Raw genomic sequence first — 22,197 nt, forward strand, 5'->3', positions numbered from 1 at the left:
CGGGCGGCGAGTGCCTCGGCGAGCAGCGGGTGCGGGCCGAGCGGGGCGGCGACCGTGCCGGTGACCTGCGGGGCGGCGGCGAGCGCGGCGGGGATGTCGACCCTGGCGTGGTAGCCGCGGCTGAGCAGCAGCGGGACGAGGACGGCCGGGCCGCTCAGGCCGTCGAGGACCTCGGGGAGCAGCGGCGCGTTGAGGCCGAGGTGGCCGAGCCGGACGTCGAGTTCGGGTCTGGCGGCGCGCAGCCGGTCCACCAGGCGGGCGATCTCCGCTCCGGCGGCGGGATCCCGGGAGCCGTGCGCGACCAGCACCAGGGCCGGGCGGCGGGCCGCGTGCAGGACCCGTACCGGCCGCGGCGGGGCGGTGGCCCCGGCGGCCGTGACGGTGGCGGGGGCGGTGGGGGCGGCGACGAGCGTGGGGATCGGCGTCATGCCGTCCAGCGTCGTCCACCGCTGTTTCCCCGCCGTTGCCCGGTGGTCACGACTGGTTTCCCTGGCCTCACAGCCGCCGCGGGCCCTGGTGAGGGCGGTGTGCGGGGGCCGTAACCTGCGGGCCGCGGCGGCGAAACAGCGCGGTAGCACCGTGGGGGCATGAACGATGCCGCGACCGACACCCACTGCCCGTACTGCGCGCTGCAGTGCGGGATGGGGCTGCGCCGCACGGACGGGCCCGTCCCGGTCGCCGTGGTGGAGCGGCCCGGCTTCCCGGTGAACCGGGGGGCGCTCTGCGGCAAGGGCGCGAACGCCGCCGCGGTGCTCGCCCCCGGCGCCCGGCTGACCACCCCGCTGGTGCGCACCGGCGGGGAGCTGCGCCCGGCCTCCTGGGACGAGGCGCTGGACCGGATCGCGGGGGCGGTGACGGTCACCGCCGCCGCGCACGGCCGGGACGCCGTCGGGGTGTTCGGCGGCGGCGGGCTGACCAACGAGAAGGCGTACCTGCTGGGCAAGTTCGCGCGGGTGGTGCTGGGCACCTCGGCGATCGACTACAACGGCCGGTTCTGCATGTCCTCCGCGGCGGCCGGCGGCATCCGGGCGTTCGGGCTGGACCGGGGGCTGCCGTTCCCGGTCGAGGACATCCCGCGGGCGGGCTGCGTGATCCTGGTCGGCGGCAACCCGGCGGAGACCATGCCGCCGTTCGTCCGCTACCTGCGCGAGCTGCAGGAGAACGGCGGCAAGCTGGTCGTCGTCGACCCGCGGCGCACCCGGACGGCCGAACTCGCCGACCTGCACCTCGCCCCGCGGCCCGGCACCGACCTGGCGCTGGCGCTCGGCATGCTGCACCTGGTGGTCGCCGAGGGCCGCACCGACGAGGCGTTCATCGCCGGGCGGACCACCGGCTGGGCGGAGACCCGCGCGGCCGCGATGGCGCACTGGCCCGAGCACGTCGAGTCGGTGACGGGGGTGCCGCTGCCGCACCTGCGCGAGGCGGTGCGGCTGTTCTGCGAGGCGGGGACGGGCATGGTGTTGACCGCCCGCGGCCCCGAGCAGCAGGCCAAGGGCACCGACACGGTGAGCGCCTGGATCAACCTCTGCCTGGCCACCGGCAACGCCGGCCGGCTCCACGCCGGGTACGGCTGCCTCACCGGGCAGGGCAACGGCCAGGGCGGCCGCGAGCACGGCCAGAAGGCCGACCAGCTGCCCGGCTACCGCAAGCTGGACGACCCGGCGGCACGCGCCCACGTCGCCGCGGTGTGGGGTGTCGACCCGGACGCGCTGCCGGCTCCGGGGCGCAGCGCGTACGAGCTGCTGGACTCGCTCGGCACGGACGTGCGGACGCTGCTGCTGGCGGGCTCCAACCCGGTGGTGTCGGCGCCGCGTTCGGCGCACGTGACGGAGCGGCTGCGGTCGCTGGACTTCCTGGCCGTCAGCGACGTGGTGCTCTCCGAGACGGCGGCGCTCGCGGACGTGGTGCTGCCGGTCACCCAGTGGGCGGAGGAGACCGGCACCATGACCAACCTGGAGGGCCGGGTGATCCTGCGCCGCAAGGCGGCCGAGGCCCCCGCGGGGGTGCGCAGCGACCTGGAGGTGCTGCACGCGCTGGCCGGGCGGCTCGGCCACGGCGAGGGCTTCCCGACCGAGCCGGAGAAGGCGTTCGACGAGCTGCGCCGGGCGTCGGCCGGCGGTGCCGCGGACTACGCGGGGATCAGCTACGAGCGGATCGAGGCCGAGGAGGGGGTGTTCTGGCCGTGCCCGTCGGCGGACCACCCGGGCACCCCGCGGCTGTTCCTCGACCGGTTCGCGACGCCGGACGGGCGGGCCAGGTTCACCGCGGTGCACCACCGTCCGGCGGGTGAGGAGCCGGACGAGGAGTACCCGGTGCGCCTGACCACCGGCCGGGTGCTGGCGCAGTACCAGTCCGGTGCGCAGACCCGCCGGGTGGCCGAGCTGAACGCGGCCGCGCCCGGTGCGTTCGTCGAACTGCACCCGAGGCTCGCCGAGCGGCTCGGGGTGCGCGACGGCGAGCAGGTGGCCGTGGTGAGCCGGCGCGGACGGACCGTCACCCCCGCGCGGCTCACCACGGCGATCCGGCCGGACACGGTGTTCATGCCGTTCCACTGGCCGGGCGCGGCCAACGCGAACGTGCACACCAACCCGGCGCTCGACCCGGTGTCCCGGATGCCGGAGTTCAAGGCGTGCGCGGTGCGGCTGGAGCGGTGCGAGGGCGGCGGCTGACCGCCGGCTGTCCGGTTCCGGCCAGCCGCAGTGCGGCACCGGGCTGCCAGGATGGTGCCGCCCCCGCACCGAACTCCTCCCCCAGGAACCGTCCATGGCGCTGCCCCAGGGACCGCTCAGCCACCGCTACCGGGGCGAGCACCCCGTCCGCACCCTCCTCTACCTCTTCCGGCCCGACCGGGGGCGCGTCGCCCTGGCCGTCGCCGTGTTCCTCGCCAAGCACGCCCCGGTCTGGCTGCTGCCGCTGATCACCGCGAACATCGTGGACGTGGTCGTCCGGCACCGGCCGGTCTCCGTGCTGTGGTGGAACTCCGCGGTGCTGCTGGTGATCCTGCTGCTCAACCTGCCGCTGCACCTGCTGTACGTGCACTGGATGCACGGCTCGATCCGGCGGATGGGCACCCGGCTGCGCTCGGCGCTCTGCCACCGGATGCAGCAGCTGTCCATCGGCTACCACTCGCGGGTCAGCGCCGGCGTGCTGCAGGCCAAGGTGATCCGCGACGTCGAGGGCATCGAGAACGCCTCACAGCAGACCGCCGACAACGGCCTCGCCGCGATCGCCACCCTCAGCGGCGGCCTGGTCGTCATCGGGGTGCAGACCCCGGCCTTCCTGCCGGTGTTCGTGGTGGTCGTGCCGGCCGCGGCACTGCTGGTCGTCCGACTGCGGGAGCGGCTGCGCAGCCAGAACGAGTCCTTCCGGCAGGAGGTCGAGCAACTGTCGTCGCGGGTCGGCGAGATGACCACGCTGATCCCGATCACCCGGGCGCACGGTCTGGAGCGGACCGCGCTGCGCCGGATGGACCGCACCCTCGGCCGGGTGCTGGACGCCGGGCTCCGCCTCGACCTGCTCAACGGCCGGTTCGGCTCGCTCGCCTGGATCCTGCTCAACGCGATCGGGGTGGGCTGCCTGGCCGGCTCGGCGCTGGTCGCCTACTACGGCTGGCTGGACGTCACCCCGGGCGCGGTGGTGATGCTCAGCGCGTACTTCTCCAGCCTGACCGGCTCGGTCACCACCCTGCTGACGCTGACCCCGCAGCTCGGCAGGGGGCTGGAGTCCGTCCGCTCGGTCGGCGAGGTGCTGCAGGCCCCCGACCTGGAGGAGAACTCCGGCAAGGCGGAGGTCGCGCAGGTCACCGGCCGGATCGAGTTCCGCGGCGTCGGGCACACCTACCCGGGCGGCGAGGAGCCCTCGGTGAGCGGCTTCGACCTGACCGTGCGGCCGGGCGAGACGATCGCGCTGGTCGGCGGCTCCGGCGCGGGCAAGTCGACGGTGCTCAACCTGCTGATCGGCTTCCTGCGGCCGGGCGAGGGCCGGATCCTGCTCGACGGCACCGACATGGAGCAGCTCGACCTGCGCAGCTACCGCAAGTTCCTGTCCGTGGTGCCGCAGGAGTCCATCCTGTTCGAGGGCAGCGTCCGGGAGAACGTCACCTACGGCCTGAAGGACGTGCCGGAGGAGACCGTGCGGGCCGCGCTGCGGGACGCCAACGCACTGGAGTTCATCGACCGGCTGCCGCAGGGCCTGGACACCGTCGTCGGCGAGCGCGGCGCCCGGCTGTCCGGCGGGCAGAAGCAGCGCCTGGCGATCGCCCGGGCGCTGATCCGCGACCCTCGGGTGCTGATCCTCGACGAGGCGACCTCCGCCCTGGACTCCCGCTCCGAGGCGCTGGTGCAACAGGCGCTCGCCCGGCTGGTCGAGGGCCGGACGGTGTTCGTGGTCGCCCACCGGCTCTCCACGATCAGGAACGCCGACCGGATCGTGGTGATGGACCGCGGCCGGATCGCCGAGATCGGCTCGCACGCCGAACTCCTGCGCAGCGGCGGGGCGTACGCCGGACTGCAGGCCGCCCAGCTCGCCTGACCCGGGGGCTCACAGCGCGCCCCGCGCGCCGCTGAGGTCGACTTTCCGCTCGCGAAACAGAGCGGCCCCGGCCGGGAAACGTCCGGCAACCATGCTCAAGGGCATGACAGCGACGGACAGCACAGCGGAGCCGCGGATCGTGGTGATCGGCGGCGGCATGGCCGGCCACCGGCTCGCCCAGCAGCTCACCGCCCACGGCGCCGGCCGGGTGACGCTGCTCGCCGAGGAGGAGCACGCCCCCTACAACCGGGTCCTGCTCGCCGACGTGCTGGCCGGCCGCTACGCGCCGGACACCGCGGCCCTGGCGGCGCTCCCCCCGCAGGTGGAGTGCCGCCGGGCCCGGGCCGTCCGGATCGACCGCGAGCACCGCCTGGTGCAGTGCGACGACGGCGCCGCCGTCGCGTACGACCACCTGGTCCTCGCCACCGGCTCCAACCCCGTCCTGCCGCCGCTGCGCGGCCTGTTCGACGACGCGCTGACCGGCCGCGAGCGGCACGAGCTGCCCACCGGGGTGTTCGCCTTCCGCACCATGGCCGACTGCGAGCTGATCGACCGGCACCTGCCGGGCGTCCGGCAGGCCGTGGTGGTCGGCGGCGGACTCCTCGGGGTGAGCGCCGCCCGGGCGCTCGCCGCCCGCGGCGTCCAGGTGGTGCTGGCCCACCAGGGCGAGCACCTGATGGAGCGCCACCTCGACGAGGAGGCCGCCGGGCTGCTCCGCGCCCACCTCGCCGAACTCGGCGTCGAGGTGCACACCGAGTGCCGGGTGCGCTCCGCGCTCACCGAGGACCGCCGGATCACCGGCGTCGAACTCGCCGACGGCTTCCGGCTGGACGCCGAACTCCTCGTCATCGCCACCGGCGTTCGGCCGCGCACCGGCCTCGCCGCCGCGGCCGGACTGGAGGTGCGGCGCGGCATCGTCGTCGACGACCGGCTGCGCACCTCCGACCCGGCGGTCCACGCCGTCGGCGACTGCGCCGAACACCGCGGCACCGTCTACGGCCTGGCCGGGCCCGCCCTCGCGCAGGCCGACCGGCTGGCCCGGCTGCTGTGCGGCCAGGACGCCCCGTACCGGGGCAGCCGGCTGCTCACCCGGCTCACCCTGGCCGGCCCCGACTCGGCGCCGCTGGACCTCGCCGCCTTCGGCGAGACCTCGCCCGCCGGCCCCGGCGACCGGGTCGTCCGGCTCGCCGACGCCAGCCGCGGCACCTACCGCAAGGTCATCGTCCGCCGCGACGACCTGGGCGGCGACCGCCTGGTCGGCGGCGTCCTGCTCGGCGACCTCGGCACCGTCGGCGACCTCGCCGGCACCTGGGAGGGCGACGAGGCCCTGTCAGCACACCCGCTGCACCTGCTCACCACCCAGAGCACGACCCCCGGAGGGCCCTCGCGATGACCACCAGCCCGATGACCACCAGCAAGCCGACCGTCGTCCTGGTCGGGTACGGCATGGTCGGCCACCGCTTCCTGGAAGCCCTGGCCGACACCGGCGCCGCCGACCGCTACCGGGTCGTCGTCCTCGCCGAGGAGCCCCGGCACGCCTACGACCGCGTCGCCCTCACCTCGTACTTCTCCGGCAAGTCCGCCGACGACCTGCTGCTCGCCGAGGAGGGCTTCGCCGACAAGCACGGCTTCGAGGTGCACCTCTCCTCCCCCGTCGCCTCGATCGACCGGACGGCGAAGACCGTCACCACCGCGGCCGGGAACACGATCGGCTACGACACCCTGGTGCTGGCCACCGGCTCCTACCCGTTCGTCCCGCCGGTCGACGGCAAGGACGCCGAGGGCTGCTTCGTCTACCGGACCATCGAGGACCTGGAGGCCATCGAGGCGTACGCGGCGACCGCCAACGTCGGTGCGGTGGTCGGCGGCGGCCTGCTCGGCCTGGAGGCGGCCGGCGCGCTCAAGGGCCTCGGCCTGGAGACCCACGTGGTCGAGTTCGCGCCCCGGCTGATGCCCGTCCAGGTGGACGAGGGCGGCGGCGAGGCGCTGCGCCGCACCATCGAGGAGATGGGCGTCGTCGTGCACACCGGGGTCGGCACCAAGACCGTGGTGGTCGAGGACGGCAGGGCCCGCGGCATGACCTTCACCGACGGCTCCGACCTGGAGACCGACCTGGTGATCTTCTCGGCCGGCGTCCGCCCCCGCGACCAGCTGGCCCGCGACTGCGGCCTGGACGTCGGCGAGCGCGGCGGCATCGCCGTCGACGACTTCTGCAAGACCTCCGACGAGAACGTCTTCGCCATCGGCGAGTGCGCCCTCGCCGTCGACGGCCGGGTCTACGGCCTGGTCGCCCCCGGCTACGAGATGGCCCAGGCCGTCGCCCAGCAGCTCGCCGGCGAGGCCTGCAAGCCGTTCACCGGCGCCGACCTCTCCACCAAGCTCAAGCTCCTCGGCGTCGACGTCGCCAGCTTCGGCGACGCCTTCGGCACCACCGAGGGCTCGCTGGACGTCGTCTACTCCGACTCCCGCTCCGGCATCTACAAGAAGCTCGTCGTCACCGCCGACGGCGCGCTGCTCGGCGGCATCCTGGTCGGCGACGCCGAGGCGTACTCCTCGCTGCGGCCGCTGGCCGGGACGGGCAACCCGCTGCCCGTGCCCGCCGAGTCCCTCGTCCTCCCGGCCGGCTCCGGCGCCCCCGTCTCGCTCGGCAGCTCCGCACTGCCGGACGACGCGGTGGTCTGCAACTGCCACAACGTCACCAAGGGCCAGGTCCGCTCGGCCGTCACCGAGCACTCCTGCACCACCGTGCCCGAGGTCAAGAAGTGCACCAAGGCGGGCACCGGCTGCGGCTCCTGCATCAAGCTGCTCTCCACCATCGTCACCGACGAGCTGGAGGCCTCCGGCGTCGAGGTCGACAAGGGCCTGTGCCCCTGCTTCGCGCACACCCGCGCCGAGCTGTACGAGATCGTCCGGGTCAAGCGGATCGCCACCCACCGGCAGCTGCTCGCCGAGCACGGCCGCGCCCCCGAGGGCGCCGAGGGCTGCGAGGTCTGCAAGCCGACCGTCGGCTCGATCATCGCCTCGCTCGCCCCCGAGCTGGAGGCCTCCGGGCACATCCTGGACGGCGAGCAGGCCGCCCTGCAGGACACCAACGACCACTTCCTGGCCAACCTGCAGAAGAACGGCTCCTACTCGGTCGTGCCGCGGATCCCCGGCGGCGAGATCACCCCGGACAAGCTCATCGTGATCGGCGAGGTCGCCCGCGACTTCGGCCTCTACACCAAGATCACCGGTGGTCAGCGGATCGACCTCTTCGGCGCCAGCGTCGACCAGCTCCCGCAGATCTGGTCCCGCCTGGTCGCGGCTGGCTTCGAGTCCGGCCACGCCTACGGCAAGTCGCTGCGCACCGTGAAGTCCTGCGTCGGCTCGACCTGGTGCCGCTACGGCGTCCAGGACTCGGTCGGCATGGCGATCCAGCTGGAGCTGCGCTACCGCGGCCTGCGCAGCCCGCACAAGCTCAAGTCGGCGGTCTCCGGCTGCGCCCGCGAGTGCGCCGAGGCCCGCGGCAAGGACTTCGGCATCATCGCCACCTCCAACGGCTGGAACCTCTACGTCGGCGGCAACGGCGGCGCGACCCCGCGCCACGCGGACCTGCTCGCCCAGGACCTCGACGACGAGCAGCTGATCCGGCTGATCGACCGGTTCCTGATGTTCTACATCCGCACCGCCGACCGGCTGGAGCGCACCTCCACCTGGCTGGAGCGCATCGAGGGCGGCCTCGACCACGTCCGCGACGTGGTGGTGGACGACTCGCTCGGCATCTGCGCCGACCTGGAGGCCATGATGGCCAACCACGTCGCCGACTACCAGGACGAGTGGGCCGCCACCCTGGCCGACCCGGACCGGATGCGCCGCTTCGTCTCCTTCGTCAACGCCCCGGGCGTGCCGGACCCGAGCATCCGGTTCACCCCCGAGCGCGACCAGATCAAGCCCGACCTGGTGCTCCTCGCCACCGAGGAGGAGCTGCTCGCCGCCCTCGACCCCGACAACGCGCTCCTGGAGACCCGATGACCACCGTCGCCACCACTTCCCGCGTCGAGCTGCTGACCAGCGGGTCCTGGACCTCCGTCTGCGACTGGGAGCAGCTCACCCCCGGCCGCGGCGTCGCCGTCCTGCTGCCGGACGGCACCCAGGCCGCCGTCTTCCGCGACCACGCCGACCGCCTCTACGCGGTGGCCAACCGCGACCCGTTCACCGGGGCGTACGTGCTCTCCCGCGGGCTGGTCGGCTCCAGTGCGGACGGCCGGGTGTACGTCGCCTCGCCGCTCCTCAAGCAGCGCTTCGACCTGGCGACCGGCGAGTGCCTGGACGACGAGACCGTCCGCATCCCGGTGCACGCCGCCCGGCTCGGCGAGGTCTGACCCCTTCGGCGGGCCCGTCGGCCCTGACGCCCGCCACCGCCCCTGATCGGCCCGGCCGTCCGCAGTCCCTGCCCTGACCCGCGGACGGCCGGTGCTCCTTCGGGGGCGTCCTGCGTTGCGGAACGGGCCTCCTACGTGGCGGACCAGGTGTCCTGCGCTGCGGAACCGGCGGAACGGCGCCCGGCTCAGCCGCGGACGGCCGCCAGGACGGCCTCGGCCATGCCGCGCTCGCCCCGGGCGTTCGGGTGCAGCGGCGCGCCGCCCGCGGCCGGCAGCGCCGGCTCGATCCAGCGCTCGCCCTCCCCCGCGCACATGTCGTGGCCCGCCGACACGGCGGCGGTGTCCACGAAGACCGCCCCGGCCGCGGCGGCCCGCTCCCGCAGCATCCCGTTCAGCTGCTGCTGCTTCTCGGTGAGGAAGGCCAGGTCGGCGGCGGCGAAGCCGTCCCCGAGGGTCGCCCGGCAGGCCGCCGGATCGGCCGGCAGCAGCGCCGGGTACCCGACCACGTACACCCGCGCCGAGGGCGCCCGGCGGTGGATCTCCGCGAGGACGGCACCGACCTTCCCGCCCGCCGCGGCGACCTTCTGCTGCACCTCGTCCGGCCCGCCGCCGGCCGCGGCGTAGACCGCCCGGCAGGCCGAGGCCGCGCCGGTGCCACCGCCGGCCGCGGCGGTGGCGCCGCCCGCGGCCAGGGTGGAGCGCAGGCTCTCCTGCGCGCACCGGGTGACGACGTCCATGAAGCCGGCGTCGTTGCCGCCGATCCCGACCGTCACCAGCCGGGTGGTGCCGGCGAGGGCGTCCAGCTGGGGCGGGTTGGTGCCGTCCGCGGTCCGCTGCGGGGCCGTCAGGTCGCCGGTGCGGGCGCCGCTGCAGCTGACGTCCCGGAACCCGGTGCCGGTCAGGCCGAGGCCCGCGGCGACCAGCGCCGGGTAGTTCACCCCGGAACGGGCGCAGCCCGCCGGTGTGCCGGTCTGCGGCGGCACCTTCAGGCCGGAGGTGTAGGAGTCGCCGAGGGCGACGTACGGACCGGCCGGCGACGGGGAGGCCTGCGCGGCCGACCGCCCCGGGGACTGCTGCTGCGCCCCGTCCGACGGCGGGGCGGGCGGCACCGCCCGCGAGCCCCCGTCCGCGCCGCAGCCGGCCGCGGCCAGCAGCACCGGCAGCAGGACCGCCACCAGGGCCGTCCCCCCGCCGTCGCGCCGTCGTGCCATGAGTCCCCCCGGGTCCGTTCCTGGTCGTCCCAACGTACGGGACGCCCGCGGAAGCTCCCGGACCCCGGGGTGGCCGTGTCGCACGGGCGGTCCGGTGCGCCGCCGTCGTGCGGGCCCGGTCCGGCCGGTCAGGGCCGCGGTGGCGGGGCCGCCGCGGCGCGCCCGGGCGTCACTCCGTGTCGCGCTCGTGCTCCGCGAGGAACTCCTCGAAGCGGCGGCCCAGCTCGTCCGCGGAGGGGAGGTCGGTCGCCTGGGCGAGCAGGCTCTCACGGCCGTCCGCGCCGGCGACCGCGTCGTACTGGCCCTCCATGCCCCGGATGGCGGAGCGCAGCTCGCCGTCGCCCTGCTCCAACTGCTCCTCGATCTCGGCGTACACCTCGTCCACCCGCAGCTTCAGCTCCGTACCGGGCAGCACCAGGCCCGTCGCGGACTGCACCGCCTCCAGGATCTGCACCGCGGCGGCCGGGTAGGCGGAGCGCGCGATGTAGTGCGGGACGTGGACGGCGAACCCCAGCACGTCGTGACCGGCCTCGGCGAGCCGGAACTCCAGCAGCGCCTGGGCGCTGCCCGGCACCTGCGCCTGGTCGAACCAGCGCGGGTAGCCGGGCGCCAGGTCCATCCGGGTGCCGTGCGGCGTCAGACCGACCGGACGGGTGTGCGGGACGCCCATCGGGATGCCGTGGAAGTCCACCGCCAGGCGGACGTCGAACCGCTCGATCAGGCCGCGCACCGCGGCGGCGAACAGCTCCCACTCAGTGTCCGGCTCCGGGCCGGAGAGCACCAGGAAGGGCGCGCCGACCGAGTCGTGCACCAGCTGGAGGAGGATCTCCGGCGGGTCGTAGTCCGTCCAGCACTCGCGGTCGAACACCATCGCGGGGCGCCGGGCCCGGTAGTCCACCAGGCGGTCGTGGTCGAAGCGGGCGACGACCTGCGGCGCACCGTGCTCCAACAGGTGCGAGACGACCTGGGAGCCGGCCTCGCCGGCGTCCATGAACCCCTCGAAGTGGTACAGCAGCACCAGCCCGCCGTCGGCCTCGGCCGCGGCCTCCTGCGCCGCGGCGACCGCCTCGACACCGGTCGGCTCCAGCGCGTACAGCTCCTTGGGATCACGCACGGCGCACCCAACCCCGTTCCGTCTCGTCACGTCGATCGTTCGGGGCCGCCCGTTCGTCGGCACCGCCCCGGCAGGCGTCACGCGGACACCCGTCGATCACTCCAGCGTGCCCGGGGCCGCGGGAATTCCCGCGGCCGCCGCGTGTCTCCACCCCGCTTGCAGAATATTCTCACTTCGGACCGAAACGGCTGGTCGAAGGCGTCCGGACGGCTTTTCGGGGGCCGCCGGACCCCTTCCACGGCGTACCTCCGACACGCGCACGCCCCCGATCTCGCGCCGCGAAGTGACGCACCGCCTTCTTGCGGGTATCGTCCTCTCGCTGCCTCGCACCGTCGCGTCGTCGCCGCGCCGTCCGTGACGTCGCCGGCCACGCCCCGAACAGGTGTGTTGCCAGCCACCTTCTGCGCACCTTGCCTTCACTTGGCCGCCTGCTTCCCTTCGTGCTCTCGTCTCTCTCTCGGCCATCTCGCGGACGCACACTGTCCCCTCGCCCATCCCGCCGGTCCGGGTCGTCGATCCGTACCCGTTCCGGCACCGCGCTGCCCGTTTCCGGGCCGTCGCTCCCCGCCGCCCGACCGGCCCTGCCGGCGTGCGCCGACGGTGCGGCGGAGGCCCCGGAGCGGGGCGAAGACCAGACCCTCGACGCCGTGACCCCGGACCGAGGGACCCTCCGACCGCCGAAGGACCGAAGGATTCCGTGCCCGTTCCCGTCACCCTCATCGGCCGCACCGTGCGGCTGGAGCCTCTCGCAGAGCACCACGCGGAGGCACTGGCCGAGGCAGGTGCAGCGGACCGTACGACCTACGCCTTCACCCCCGTCCCGCACGGCCTCGAAGCGGCCAGGGAGTACATCGGGCGTGCCCTCGCCGACCAGGCCGCGGGCCGGTCGCTGCCGTTCGCGACCGTGAGCACCGCCGACAACCGGGTGGTCGGCTCCACCCGGTTCCTGGAGCTCGACTACTGGCAGGGCCCGCTGGTGTGGCCGCCGGTTCCGGGCGTGCCGTTCGGCGATCCCCGCGAGGCGGTGCCGGACGCCGCCGAGATCGGCAACACCTGGCTCGCCCCCTGGGCCCAGGGCACCGGCATCAACACCGAGGCGAAGCTGCTGATGCTGCGCCACGCCTTCGAGGCGTGGCGGGTGCAGCGGATCTCGCTCCGCGCCGACGCCCGCAACCTGCGCTCGCGCGCCGCCATCGAGCGGCTCGGCGCCACCTGCGAAGGGGTCCGCCGGGCCCACTCGCGCGGCCTGGACGGGGTGGTCCGCTCGACCGCCTTCTACTCGATCCTCGACGAGGAGTGGCCGGCCGTCCGCGACATCATCGAGCTGCGGATCGCCGCCGCCACCTCGCCGAGCGCCCCGGACCCGGCCATCAACCAGGAGTGTCTTAGACACGGCGGTCCGCTGATCCCCGCCTGACGGTCCGGTCGGCCGGGCCGGGCCGTCCGACGACCCCGTCCGACGGCCCGGCCCGGGCGCCGCGTGCGCCGGGGCCGGGCCGGCCGGTTCCGGCGGGTCGGGCGGTTCGGGTGTGTACGGCTACGGCGTGTGTACGGCTACGGCGTGCGTACGGCTGCAGCGTGCGTACGGCTGCGGGGCGGCGGGCTACGGCGCGTCCGGCCCGGGGGCGTAGGGCGGGCGGTCGGTGCGGCGGCGGGCCAGCTCCCGGACGTCCTCCGGCAGCTCGGCGACGTCCACCAGCAGCGGCAGCAGCGAGGCGTCGCCGGTGAGGGCGCGGAAGCAGTCCGCGACCGTGACGCCGTGCCCCGGCCGGTGCTCCACCGTGACCGGATCGCCGGCCCCGATCAGGCCCGGCTCGACCACCCGCAGGTAGGCGCCCGGCAGCGCCGCCTCGGTGAACCGGCGCAACCAGCGGCGCTCGTCCAGCCAGTACGCGAAGGTCGTACAGGGGATCCGCGGGACGGCGACCTCCAGCAGCACCTGCGGACCGATCCGCCAGCGCTCCCCGATCAGCGCGCCGTCGACGTCCAGCCCGGCGGTGGTGAGGTTCTCGCCGAAACTGCCGTTCGGCAGCTCCTTGCCGAGCTCCGCCGCCCACCGGTCGAGGACCTCCCGGGCGTAGGCGTACACCGCCTGGTCGTCGCCGCCGTGGTTGCGGGTGTCGAAGATCCGGTCGCCGACCAGGCCGCTGTGCAGCCCGGTGTGCTTGGGCCCCGGGGCGCGCACCTCCACCGGGTGGTCGACCGGGCGCTTGTCGATCCCGGTGCCCCCGGTCCCCGGCTTGGCCGGGTTGGGACGCGGACGGGCCAGATTGACGGTGAGCAGTGTCGGCATGCCGGGCAGCGTAGGCGCGGCCGCCCGCACCCGCAGCCCGATTACCGGCCGTCTCCCTGCTGACGGGGCGACACGAGCCGCTGACTCGACCGCTCCTCACGGGCCGTCGGGCCGGGCCCCGTGCGGGCGCCTCCCGGCCGGACCCCTTACCCTCGTGGGTCGGGTGGAACGGACGAGGGGGACCGGATGGGCTACCACCGCAACAACTGGCGCCAGGTGGCGGGGGCCGCCGCGCCGTTCGTCCCGGGCGGCCGGGCGATCCTGGGCACGGTCGACGCGGCCAACCGGCTGATCGACAAGGCGGACCGGCGCACCATCCCGTACGTGCGCGGCGGCCGCCCGCTGGTGGAGCTGCCGTGGCAGCCGCCCGGGCCGCCGCCGGACCCGCACCGCGCCGACGCCGTCGGCCGCCAGGTCTGGGACCTGCTCTTCTCCGGCGAACAGCACTACGGCGCCCGTGCCCTGCTCGACCACATCGGCAACCTGCTGATGCCGCTGCCGCCCGCCGAACTCGACCTGGTCGTGCGCCGCTTCGGCCAGCAGGGCCTGGACCGCTGGGACGCCCTCACCCACGTCAAGGACGCCGACGGCCGCTCCGCCTACGACTGGCGCCGCCAGCAGGAGCTGTTCGGCTGGCTGCTGCGCTCGGTCAGCCCGTACGCCGCGATGCTGATCGGCACCGCGATGCCGTGCAGCCAGCCCGACTACGAGCCCGACTGCACCTGCGGGGAGCACGGCTGGGTCCTGCCGCAGGGGCCGTTCGCGCAGGTGGACGGCGCGTACTTCACCGAGCGGTGGCAGCGGGTCTCCGGCTCGACCGAGGCGATGAGCTGGCAGGACGTGGACCAGGGCAGGTTCGGCACCTGCTGGCTGCTGACCAGCGTCCAGGCGGTGATCCAGGCCAACCCGCACCACGCCCCGCGCCACCTCCGCCAGGAGGCCAACGGCACCGTCACCTGCACCCTCTACGACCAGGGCCGGCCGGTCGACATCACCGTGGTGCCCGACCTGCCCTACGGGCACGGCGTGCTGTGGGGCGCCAAGGGCCACAGCGACGACTCCCGGTACGCCGAGACCTGGCCCGGCTACTACGAGAAGGCCGCCGCCCGGTTCTACGGCGGCTATTCGGGCATCGCCGACGGCGGACACCCCAGCGACGCGCTGAGCCTGCTCACCGGCCGCCCCTCCCGCGAGGGCGAGATCGACCTCGCAAACCCCTGGCTCTGCCACGAACTCGCCGACCGGCGGGCCCGCGGCCAGGCCCTCACCGCCAGCACCCACGGCCGCGGCGACGACCGCGAGCGGCTGCACGGCGGCCGGCTGGCCGCGAGCCACGCGTACTTCATCAAGGACGTGGACGTGGCCGGCGGCCGGATCTGCCTCGGCAATCCCTGGGGCGACGGCGCCGATCGCCGGATGTGGGAGTGCTGGCTGACGCTCCAGGAGGTCCCGTCCTGCCTGCGGCGGATGAACGCCGTCGACACCTGGTAGCCGCGGTCGGCCGACGGTCGGGAGGTCGGGAGGCGGCCGGGAGGTCGGCGGTCAGAGGAGTGCGAGTGCCGCCAGCAGGTCGGCCGGGTCGTGGGGCGAGCGGGCCGGGTGGGCCTCGACCCGGCCCGCCACCGGGCGCCAGCCGGTCCGCGGCAGCGCCGCCACGTCGACGTCCAGCACCCCGCGGCCGGTACGGCCGTCCCGCAGGTGGAGCACGCCCTCGGCGGTGTGCATCAGCAGCGCACCCGTCCGGTCGTGGCGGGAGGTCCTGATGCGCTGCCAGTCCTGGTCCGTCCACCGCAGCTCGGGGAGCTCGACCGGCCGCGGCAGCACGATCCGGGTGCCGTCGGCCGGTCCCGGCCCGCCGTCCACCGCGCTGCCGGCCGTGCCGCTCCTCGTGCCGTCGCCCACACTGCCCGCCTCTGGGGTCGCCCATCCCGGCAGCGCTTCCCTGGCCGCCAGCCAGGCCGCCGGGATGCCCGCCGTGCCGGTGTGCGCAGCGACCACCCCGCCGACCACGGCGGCCGTGGTGTCGACGTCGCCGCCGGCGGTGACGGTGTCCCAGATCGCGGCCGGATAGTCGTCCAGGTGCCGCGCGGCCGCCCAGAGCGCGAACGGCACGGTGTCCGCCGCACTGACGCGGCTGCCGTTGCCCAGGACCCGGGCGGCGGTGTGCGGGTCCGCGACCCCGGCCAGTCCGATCGCCTCGCCCAGCCCGTCACGGACCGCGCCACGCGGGGTGAGCCGCCGGACCTCGGCCAGGAAGTCCTCCGCCGCCGGCCGCTCGGCCCGCAGCCGGGCCCGGACGGCCAGCGCCGCGGCCACCGCGACGGCGATCGCACCGTCCACCGCCTGGGGATGGGTGTGGGTGATCACGGCGGTGTCCGCCGCCGGGCGGACCACCGCGGCGGGATCGTCGGCGTGCGCGGCGCCGAGCGGCGCGACCCGCATGGCCGCACCGTTCCCGTACGAGCCCTGCCCGTCGAAGAGCTCGGCGGCCAGTCCGCGGGCGTCGCCGCCCTCGCGGACCAGCCGGAGCATCCGGTTCGCGGCCGGCCCGTAGCCGCGGTCGAAGTCGTGCCGGCGGGCGAAGGCGTGGGTGAGGTCGAAGCCGTCGATCCGGCCGCGCTCGGCGAACCCGGCATGCACCGAGCAGGCCATCTCGGTGTCGTCCGTCCACGGCCACCTGCCCGGCGGAGCCTGTCGCCGGTCCAGGTACGGCCGGTTGGCGGGGACGAAGAACTGGGCACCGAGCGCGTCGCCGACGGAGAGGCCCTGCAACGCGTCGAGCGCTGCGGCGAGCCGGGGGTCGCCGGCCGGCCCGGAGGTCGGAGGGGCGGTGCGGCCCGTGGTCCGGGTGCGCTCCGTGGTCGGCTTGTGGTTGGTGGTCGGCTTGCGGTCGTCGGGCTCGCTCGGGCGGATGGGCTCGGTCATCACGGCCATGGTGGCAGACGGGTCGGACGGCCGACCAGGGCGTTTCCGGTCGTGCCGGTCCTTCGCCGCCGTCGGCTGCGGGCCGGGGCCGGGGCGGGGATCGGCAGCGGGCTCGGCGACGGGGGCTGGGCAACAGGGCTGGCCAACGGGGCTGGCCAACGGGCCTCAGCAGCGGGGGTCGATCTCGCGGAAGCTCGCGTAGTGGTCGGACGTCCAGTACTGCTCGCCGGCCGTCCCGGTGACGATGCGCCGGGTACCGCGGTCGTCGGAGTCCGGGGTGACGACGGTGTACTCGTGGTAGTAGCCGCTGGTGTGCCGCGGCAGCAGGCCCTCCCGGTTCTCGAACACGACCCCGTCCGAGCGGTACGGGTACGGGCCTCCCCGGGCGATCACGACGAGGGTGTCGTCGGCCTGGGCCGGGAGCCGGGTGCGGCAGACGTCGGCGATCGCCGGATCGCTCGGCAGCCAGACCGGGCTCGCGCCGCCCGTCGTGGGCCGGGGCGTGGACGTACGGGGGACGGTGCCGGAGACCGGAGCGGACGGTGTCCGGCCGGTCGGCGACGAGCCGGCGGCGGTGCCGCCCGGCGTGGGACCGGTGGTGGGATTCCTCGTCGAACCGGTGCGGTCGCCCAGGGCGTAGGCGGCCGCCGCAACGATCGCGAACACCAGCAGGACGGCGACGACGATCACGTGGTTTCGGCTGGTCATGGCCGACAGCTTGCCCGGTCGGCCGAGCGTGCCGGGCCGCGCTTCGCGCCGCTCTCACCCGTTCGGCCGCAGACGGAGTACCGGCCGCTACGAAGCGCTCCAGCTGCCGACCGCCGCCGGAGACCCGGTTGCGGGCACCCGCGCTGTGCGTGGCATGCCGTGGGTTGCGGTGGCATGCCGTGGGCTGCCGTGGCTCACCATGGGCGGATGCGGGCGGCGCCGGTCGTGGGGACGTCCGGGCTCGGAAAGGCCAGGGCTCGGAAAGGCCGCCGGGGCGGGAACGGACCCCATTGTCCGTTCCCGCCCCGGTTGCTACGTCCGACGGCTCTCCTGCGCCGAGCTCCGTCGAACGCCCCTCCCCTGCGGAGGGGGTGTGCGGTCAGCGATGGGACCGCGCTGCTTCGTGTCAGCGCGAATCGCTGCCCGCCGTCTCGATGGCGGCGCGGCCGGCCTCCAGGCGCGCCACCGGGATGCGGAAGGGAGAGCAGGACACGTAGTCCAGCCCCACCTCGTGGAAGAAGTGCACCGAGTCCGGGTCACCGCCGTGCTCGCCGCAGACGCCGAGCTTGAGGTCGGGCCGGGTGGCCCGGCCGGCCTCGGCGGCGTGCTTGACCAGCGAGCCCACGCCGTCCCGGTCGATGGTCTCGAACGGGCTGACGCCGAAGATGCCCTTCTCCAGGTAGGCGGTGAAGAAGCTGGCCTCGACGTCGTCGCGCGAGAAGCCCCACACCGTCTGGGTCAGGTCGTTGGTGCCGAAGGAGAAGAACTCGGCGGCCTCGGCGATCTGACCGGCGGTCACCGCGGCGCGCGGCAGCTCGATCATGGTACCGAGCTTGATGTCCAGCTTCACGCCGGTGGACTGCGCGACCTCGGCGAGCACCCGCTCGCACTCGTCGCGCACCAGCTCCAGCTCCTGGACGGTGCCGACCAGCGGGATCATCACCTCGGGACGCGGGTCGCCGCCGGCCAGCTTGCGCTCGGCCGCGGCCTCCGCGATCGCCCGGACCTGCATGCCGAACAGGCCGGGGATGACCAGGCCGAGGCGGACGCCGCGCAGGCCGAGCATCGGGTTCTGCTCGTGCAGCTTGTGCACCGCCTGCAGCAGGCGCAGGTCGTTCTCGTTCGGGTCCTTGCGGGCCTCGGCGAGGGCGACGCGCACCGACAGCTCGGTGATGTCGGGCAGGAACTCGTGCAGCGGCGGGTCGAGCAGGCGGACGGTGACGGGGAGCCCGTCCATCGACTGGAAGAGCTCCAGGAAGTCGCCCTTCTGCAGCGGCAGCAGGGAGGACAGGGCGAGCTCGCGGTCCTTGTCGTTGTCCGCCAGGATCAGGTGCTCGACCTCCTTGCGGCGCTCCTCGCCGAGGAACATGTGCTCGGTGCGGCACAGGCCGATGCCCTGGGCGCCGTACCGGCGGGCGCGGTTCGCGTCCTCGGCGTTGTCGGCGTTGGCGCGGACGGCGAGCCGGCGGCGGACGTCGGCGTGCGCCATCAGCCGGTGCACGGCCTGGACGAGCCCGCCCTGGACGTCGGCGCCGGCGTGCAGGGTGCCCTCGAAGTACTCGACGACCGGGGACGGCAGCACCGGGACCTCGCCCAGGTACACCTTGCCGTTGGCACCGTCGATGGAGACGACGTCGCCCTCGTGGACGACCTGGCCGCCGGAGGTGGTGAACTTGCGGTTCTTGGTGTCGACCTCCAGCTCCTCGGCGCCGCAGACACAGGTCTTGCCCATGCCGCGGGCGACGACGGCCGCGTGCGAGGTCTTGCCGCCGCGCGAGGTCAGGATGCCCTCGGCGGCGATCATGCCCTCGAGGTCGTCCGGGTTGGTCTCGCGGCGGACGAGGATGACCTTCTCGCCGGAGCGGGACCATTTGACGGCGGTGTAGGAGTCGAAGACCACCCGGCCGACCGCGGCGCCGGGCGAGGCCGCGATGCCGAAGGCGACCGGCTTGGTCTCGGAGGTCGGGGCGAAGCGCGGGAACATCAGCTGGGCCAGCTGGCCGCCGGTGACCCGGTGCAGCGCCTCGTCCAGGTCGATCAGGCCCTGGTCGACGAGCTGGACGGCGATGCGGAAGGCGGCCGCCGCGGTGCGCTTGCCGACGCGGGTCTGCAGCATCCAGAGCTTGCCGCGCTCGATGGTGAACTCGATGTCGCAGAGGTCGCGGTAGTGCGTCTCGAGCGTCTGCATGATGGTCATCAGCTCGTCGTACGACTTCTTGTCGAGCTGCTCGAGGTCGGCCAGCTGCAGGGTGTTGCGGATGCCGGCGACGACGTCCTCGCCCTGCGCGTTCTGCAGGTAGTCGCCGTAGACGCCCTGGGTGCCCGTGGAGGGGTCACGGGTGAAGGCGACGCCGGTGCCGGAGTCCTCGCCGAGGTTGCCGAAGACCATGGTGCAGACGTTGACCGCGGTGCCGAGGTCGTTCGGGATGCGCTCCTGGCGGCGGTACAGCCGGGCGCGGTCGCCGTTCCAGGAGTGGAAGACGGCGTAGATCGCGAGGTCGAGCTGCTCGCGCGGCTCCTGCGGGAACTCCCGGCCGGTCTCGCGCTTGACGATGCCCTTGAAGGTCGCGACCAGGCCCTTGAGGTCCTCGGCGGTCAGGTCGAGGTCGTTCTCGGTGCCCTTGGCCTGCTTGGCCTCGTCCAGGGCCTCCTCGAACAGCTCGCCGTCCACGCCCAGCACGGTCTTGCCGAACATCTGGACCAGGCGGCGGTAGGAGTCCCAGGCGAAACGCTCGTTGCCGGACTGGGCGGCGAGGCCGGCCACCGAAGCGTCGGACAGACCGATGTTCAGGACGGTGTCCATCATGCCGGGCATGGAGAACTTTGCACCCGAACGGACCGACACCAGCAGCGGGTTGTCGTGCTGCCCGAGCGTCTTGCCCATCTCGGCCTCGAGGGCCGTCAGGTGCTTGCTGATCTCCTCGTGCAGGGAGGCCGGCTCACTGCCGGTCTCCAGGAAGACCTTGCAGGCCTCGGTCGTGATGGTGAACCCCGGAGGGACGGGGAGACCCAGATTGGTCATCTCGGCCAGGTTCGCACCCTTGCCGCCAAGAAGATCCTTGAGGTCCTTGTTTCCTTCGGTGAAGGAGTAAACAAACTTCTGCTTCGCCGCCACGGGTCGGTCTCCTCGCACACGGTTGCCCTGACGCCGGAGAACATACCCATTTCAAAGGCGCTTTCGTGCCGCCAATAGGCCGTACGTGCTTGAGAACCACTCAGCACCCAGCAGATCGAATGCCCGAGTAGGCATTCACCTGTGTTGATGAAATCGTCCGGTTGACGCTAGCTACCGTTCAAGTAGTGAAGGCATCGAAACACGAAGATCATACGAACCGGACAGAGAGTGATGGCCGAACGTCGAGTCTGTTGCCCCGGTTTGATTTCCTGCAGCCAGCCGCACCGATCGGACCGACGACCCCTTCGGGAAGCGATTCACGTTGTCGAGGCCTTCCGGCAACCTGACCGGCCGTCAACCACTCAGACTATGTGGCAAGCGTCACGAGCGCATCTCAGCCTTCGAGCGCCCATGATCGCGCGCGTCGTGACTGCGAGTGTCCGGAGCAGTCGCTTTGTGTAGCGGAAATCTGCCAGAAAGGAGCCCTCTTGGCCAGATCGGACAAGAGGGCTGGTCCGGAGCGGCAGATGGCCGGTCGAGGCCAATTTCGACCAGCCGTACAGATCATCCGCCAGATGTGTCCGATTCGGCGTCAACGGAGGGCACCGCGCAGTCGTACGGATCGTCCAACCAGCCCTCCGGCAGTACCACCCGGTTGTTGCCGCTGGTCCGACCGCGCGGACCGTCCGCCCCGGCCGGCCACACCTGGGCCTGGTCGATCTGCTGCAGCAGCTCGGCCATCTCGGCGAGGGAGGACGCGTTCGCCAGTCGGACCCGGAGTTCGGACCCGACCGAGAAACCCTTCGTGTACCAGGCCACGTGCTTACGGAAATCGATCACACCGCGGGCCTCGTCACCGAGCCACTCGCCGAGCAGTTGGGCGTGGCGCACCATGGCACGGGCGACCTCGCCGAAGGTCGGGCGGGCGTAGTCGACATCGCCCTCGAAGACCGACACCAGGTCCTTGAAGAGCCAGGGCCGGCCGAGGCAGCCGCGACCGACCACCACGCCGTCGCACCCCGTCTCGCGCATCATCCGCAGCGCGTCGTCGGCCGACCAGATGTCGCCGTTGCCGAGCACCGGGATGTGAGCCGGGACCGACTCCCGCAGCCGGGCGATCGCCGACCAGTCGGCGGTGCCGCCGTAGTGCTGGGCCGCCGTGCGCCCGTGCAGGGCGATGGCCGAGACACCCTCCTCGGCGCCGATCCGGCCCGCGTCCAGGAAGGTGATGTGGTCGTCGTCGATGCCCTTGCGCATCTTCATCGTCACCGGCAGGTCGCCCGCATTGGCGACGGCCTCCCGGAGGATGTCCCGCAGCAGGTTGCGCTTGTACGGCAGCGCCGAGCCGCCGCCCTTGCGGGTGACCTTCGGGACGGGGCAGCCGAAGTTCAGGTCGATGTGATCGGCGAGCCCCTCGTCCGCGATCATGCGGGCCGCCTTGCCGACGGTGACCGGGTCGACGCCGTACAGCTGGATCGACCTGGGCTTCTCGCTCGGGTCGAACTTGATCAACTGCATGGTCTTGGCGTTGCGCTCGACCAGCGCCCGCGTGGTGATCATCTCGGAGACGTACAGCCCCTTTCCGCCGCTCTGCTCCCGGCACAGCGTCCGGAAGGGAGCGTTGGTGATCCCTGCCATGGGTGCCAGCACGACCGGCGGCCACACCTGCATCGGGCCGATGTTCAGCGGGGCGAACTCGGCTCCTGCGGCGGACGCGGGCTGGGTGGGCTCACCGGTGGCTTCGGCGGACCCGACGGTGTCGGCTGTGCTGGGCGTGGTGGTCATGCGCGGCAGAGTCCTCGGCTGATGGGATTCGGGACTCTCCATTGTCCCCCACCTGAAAGGCGGCCTGGCCGGGGTCGGGAGGGTGGGGTGGGTGAGGGGTGGGGTGGGGTGGGGTGGGTGGTGGGTGGGGTGGGGTGGGTGGTGGGTGGGCTGGG

The 22,197-nt window shown here is 73.7% G+C and carries 14 protein-coding genes and 1 pseudogene; 7 read left to right on the forward strand and 8 right to left on the reverse strand.

The window, feature by feature from the left end:
* Window positions 1-428 (reverse strand): CbiX/SirB N-terminal domain-containing protein (locus tag ABZ641_RS08295; RefSeq protein ID WP_359980078.1); only part of this gene is annotated, 428 nt, incomplete at its 3' end.
* Window positions 429-587: 159 nt separating this feature from the next.
* Between ABZ641_RS08295 and ABZ641_RS08300 the strand changes: the two genes are divergently transcribed.
* From ABZ641_RS08300 to nirD, 5 genes are all read left to right on the forward strand, one after another.
* Window positions 588-2,669 carry a molybdopterin oxidoreductase family protein gene (locus tag ABZ641_RS08300; protein WP_359980080.1) on the forward strand — a complete coding sequence of 694 codons (2,082 nt, stop codon included), beginning with the start codon at window positions 588-590 and terminating at the stop codon, window positions 2,667-2,669.
* A 94-nt stretch (window positions 2,670-2,763) separates the two neighbouring features.
* Window positions 2,764-4,530: an ABC transporter ATP-binding protein gene (locus ABZ641_RS08305; protein ID WP_344622656.1), complete on the forward strand. Its 1,767-nt coding sequence runs from the start codon at window positions 2,764-2,766 to the stop codon at window positions 4,528-4,530.
* Between the two features lie 103 nt (window positions 4,531-4,633).
* Window positions 4,634-5,923 (forward strand): FAD-dependent oxidoreductase, encoded by a 1,290-nt coding sequence (locus tag ABZ641_RS08310; RefSeq protein ID WP_344622655.1) that lies wholly within the window; start codon window positions 4,634-4,636, stop codon window positions 5,921-5,923.
* Window positions 5,920-8,541 carry a nitrite reductase large subunit NirB gene (nirB, locus tag ABZ641_RS08315; protein ID WP_359980083.1) on the forward strand — a complete coding sequence of 874 codons (2,622 nt, stop codon included), beginning with the start codon at window positions 5,920-5,922 and terminating at the stop codon, window positions 8,539-8,541. Before ABZ641_RS08310 ends, nirB begins: the two co-directional genes overlap by 4 nt.
* Entirely contained in the window at window positions 8,538-8,891 is a 354-nt protein-coding gene (nirD, locus tag ABZ641_RS08320; RefSeq protein ID WP_344622653.1) for a nitrite reductase small subunit NirD, read from the forward strand. The genes nirB and nirD overlap by 4 nt, the downstream gene beginning before the upstream one ends.
* A 185-nt stretch (window positions 8,892-9,076) precedes the next feature.
* On the opposite strand, the gene ABZ641_RS08325 is transcribed toward nirD, so the two are convergent.
* Together ABZ641_RS08325 and ABZ641_RS08330 are read right to left on the reverse strand one after the other, a co-directional pair.
* On the reverse strand, window positions 9,077-10,102 hold the full coding sequence (locus ABZ641_RS08325) for an SGNH/GDSL hydrolase family protein (RefSeq protein ID WP_359980086.1): 1,026 nt from the start codon (window positions 10,100-10,102) through the stop codon (window positions 9,077-9,079).
* Between the two features lie 169 nt (window positions 10,103-10,271).
* Window positions 10,272-11,216, reverse strand: a complete 945-nt coding sequence (locus tag ABZ641_RS08330; RefSeq protein WP_344622651.1) for a PAC2 family protein — start codon at window positions 11,214-11,216, stop codon at window positions 10,272-10,274.
* Window positions 11,217-11,913: 697 nt separating this feature from the next.
* Between ABZ641_RS08330 and ABZ641_RS08335 the strand changes: the two genes are divergently transcribed.
* The gene (locus tag ABZ641_RS08335) at window positions 11,914-12,633 is read left to right on the forward strand and encodes a GNAT family protein (RefSeq protein WP_344622650.1); all 720 of its coding nucleotides are present in this window, start codon (window positions 11,914-11,916) and stop codon (window positions 12,631-12,633) included.
* Window positions 12,634-12,819: 186 nt separating this feature from the next.
* Here the strand turns inward: ABZ641_RS08335 and ABZ641_RS08340 are convergent, their stop codons facing one another.
* Window positions 12,820-13,509, reverse strand: coding sequence for an MOSC domain-containing protein (locus ABZ641_RS08340; protein WP_344622649.1), 690 nt, complete (start codon window positions 13,507-13,509; stop codon window positions 12,820-12,822).
* Window positions 13,510-13,695: 186 nt separating this feature from the next.
* On the opposite strand from ABZ641_RS08340, the gene ABZ641_RS08345 reads away from it, so the two are divergent.
* Window positions 13,696-15,000: a C2 family cysteine protease gene (locus ABZ641_RS08345; RefSeq protein WP_359980091.1), complete on the forward strand. Its 1,305-nt coding sequence runs from the start codon at window positions 13,696-13,698 to the stop codon at window positions 14,998-15,000.
* Between the two features lie 432 nt (window positions 15,001-15,432).
* On the opposite strand, the pseudogene ABZ641_RS08350 reads toward ABZ641_RS08345, so the two are convergent.
* The 4 genes and pseudogenes from ABZ641_RS08350 to dusB form a co-directional block, all read right to left on the reverse strand.
* Window positions 15,433-16,281: pseudogene (locus ABZ641_RS08350) on the reverse strand (ADP-ribosylglycohydrolase family protein); the annotation flags it as partial.
* A 318-nt stretch (window positions 16,282-16,599) separates the two neighbouring features.
* Window positions 16,600-17,067, reverse strand: coding sequence for a ribonuclease domain-containing protein (locus ABZ641_RS08355; RefSeq protein WP_344622749.1), 468 nt, complete (start codon window positions 17,065-17,067; stop codon window positions 16,600-16,602).
* 481 nt (window positions 17,068-17,548) lie between these two features.
* Window positions 17,549-20,257, reverse strand: a complete 2,709-nt coding sequence (gene ppdK, locus ABZ641_RS08360) for a pyruvate, phosphate dikinase (protein ID WP_344622647.1) — start codon at window positions 20,255-20,257, stop codon at window positions 17,549-17,551.
* A gap of 564 nt (window positions 20,258-20,821) precedes the next feature.
* Window positions 20,822-21,928: a tRNA dihydrouridine synthase DusB gene (gene dusB / locus ABZ641_RS08365; protein ID WP_344622748.1), complete on the reverse strand. Its 1,107-nt coding sequence runs from the start codon at window positions 21,926-21,928 to the stop codon at window positions 20,822-20,824.
* Window positions 21,929-22,197: the final 269 nt, after the last annotated feature.

This window comes from Kitasatospora sp. NPDC007106, assembly GCF_040634455.1.
Taxonomy (GTDB): Bacteria; Actinomycetota; Actinomycetes; order Streptomycetales; family Streptomycetaceae; genus Kitasatospora; species Kitasatospora arboriphila.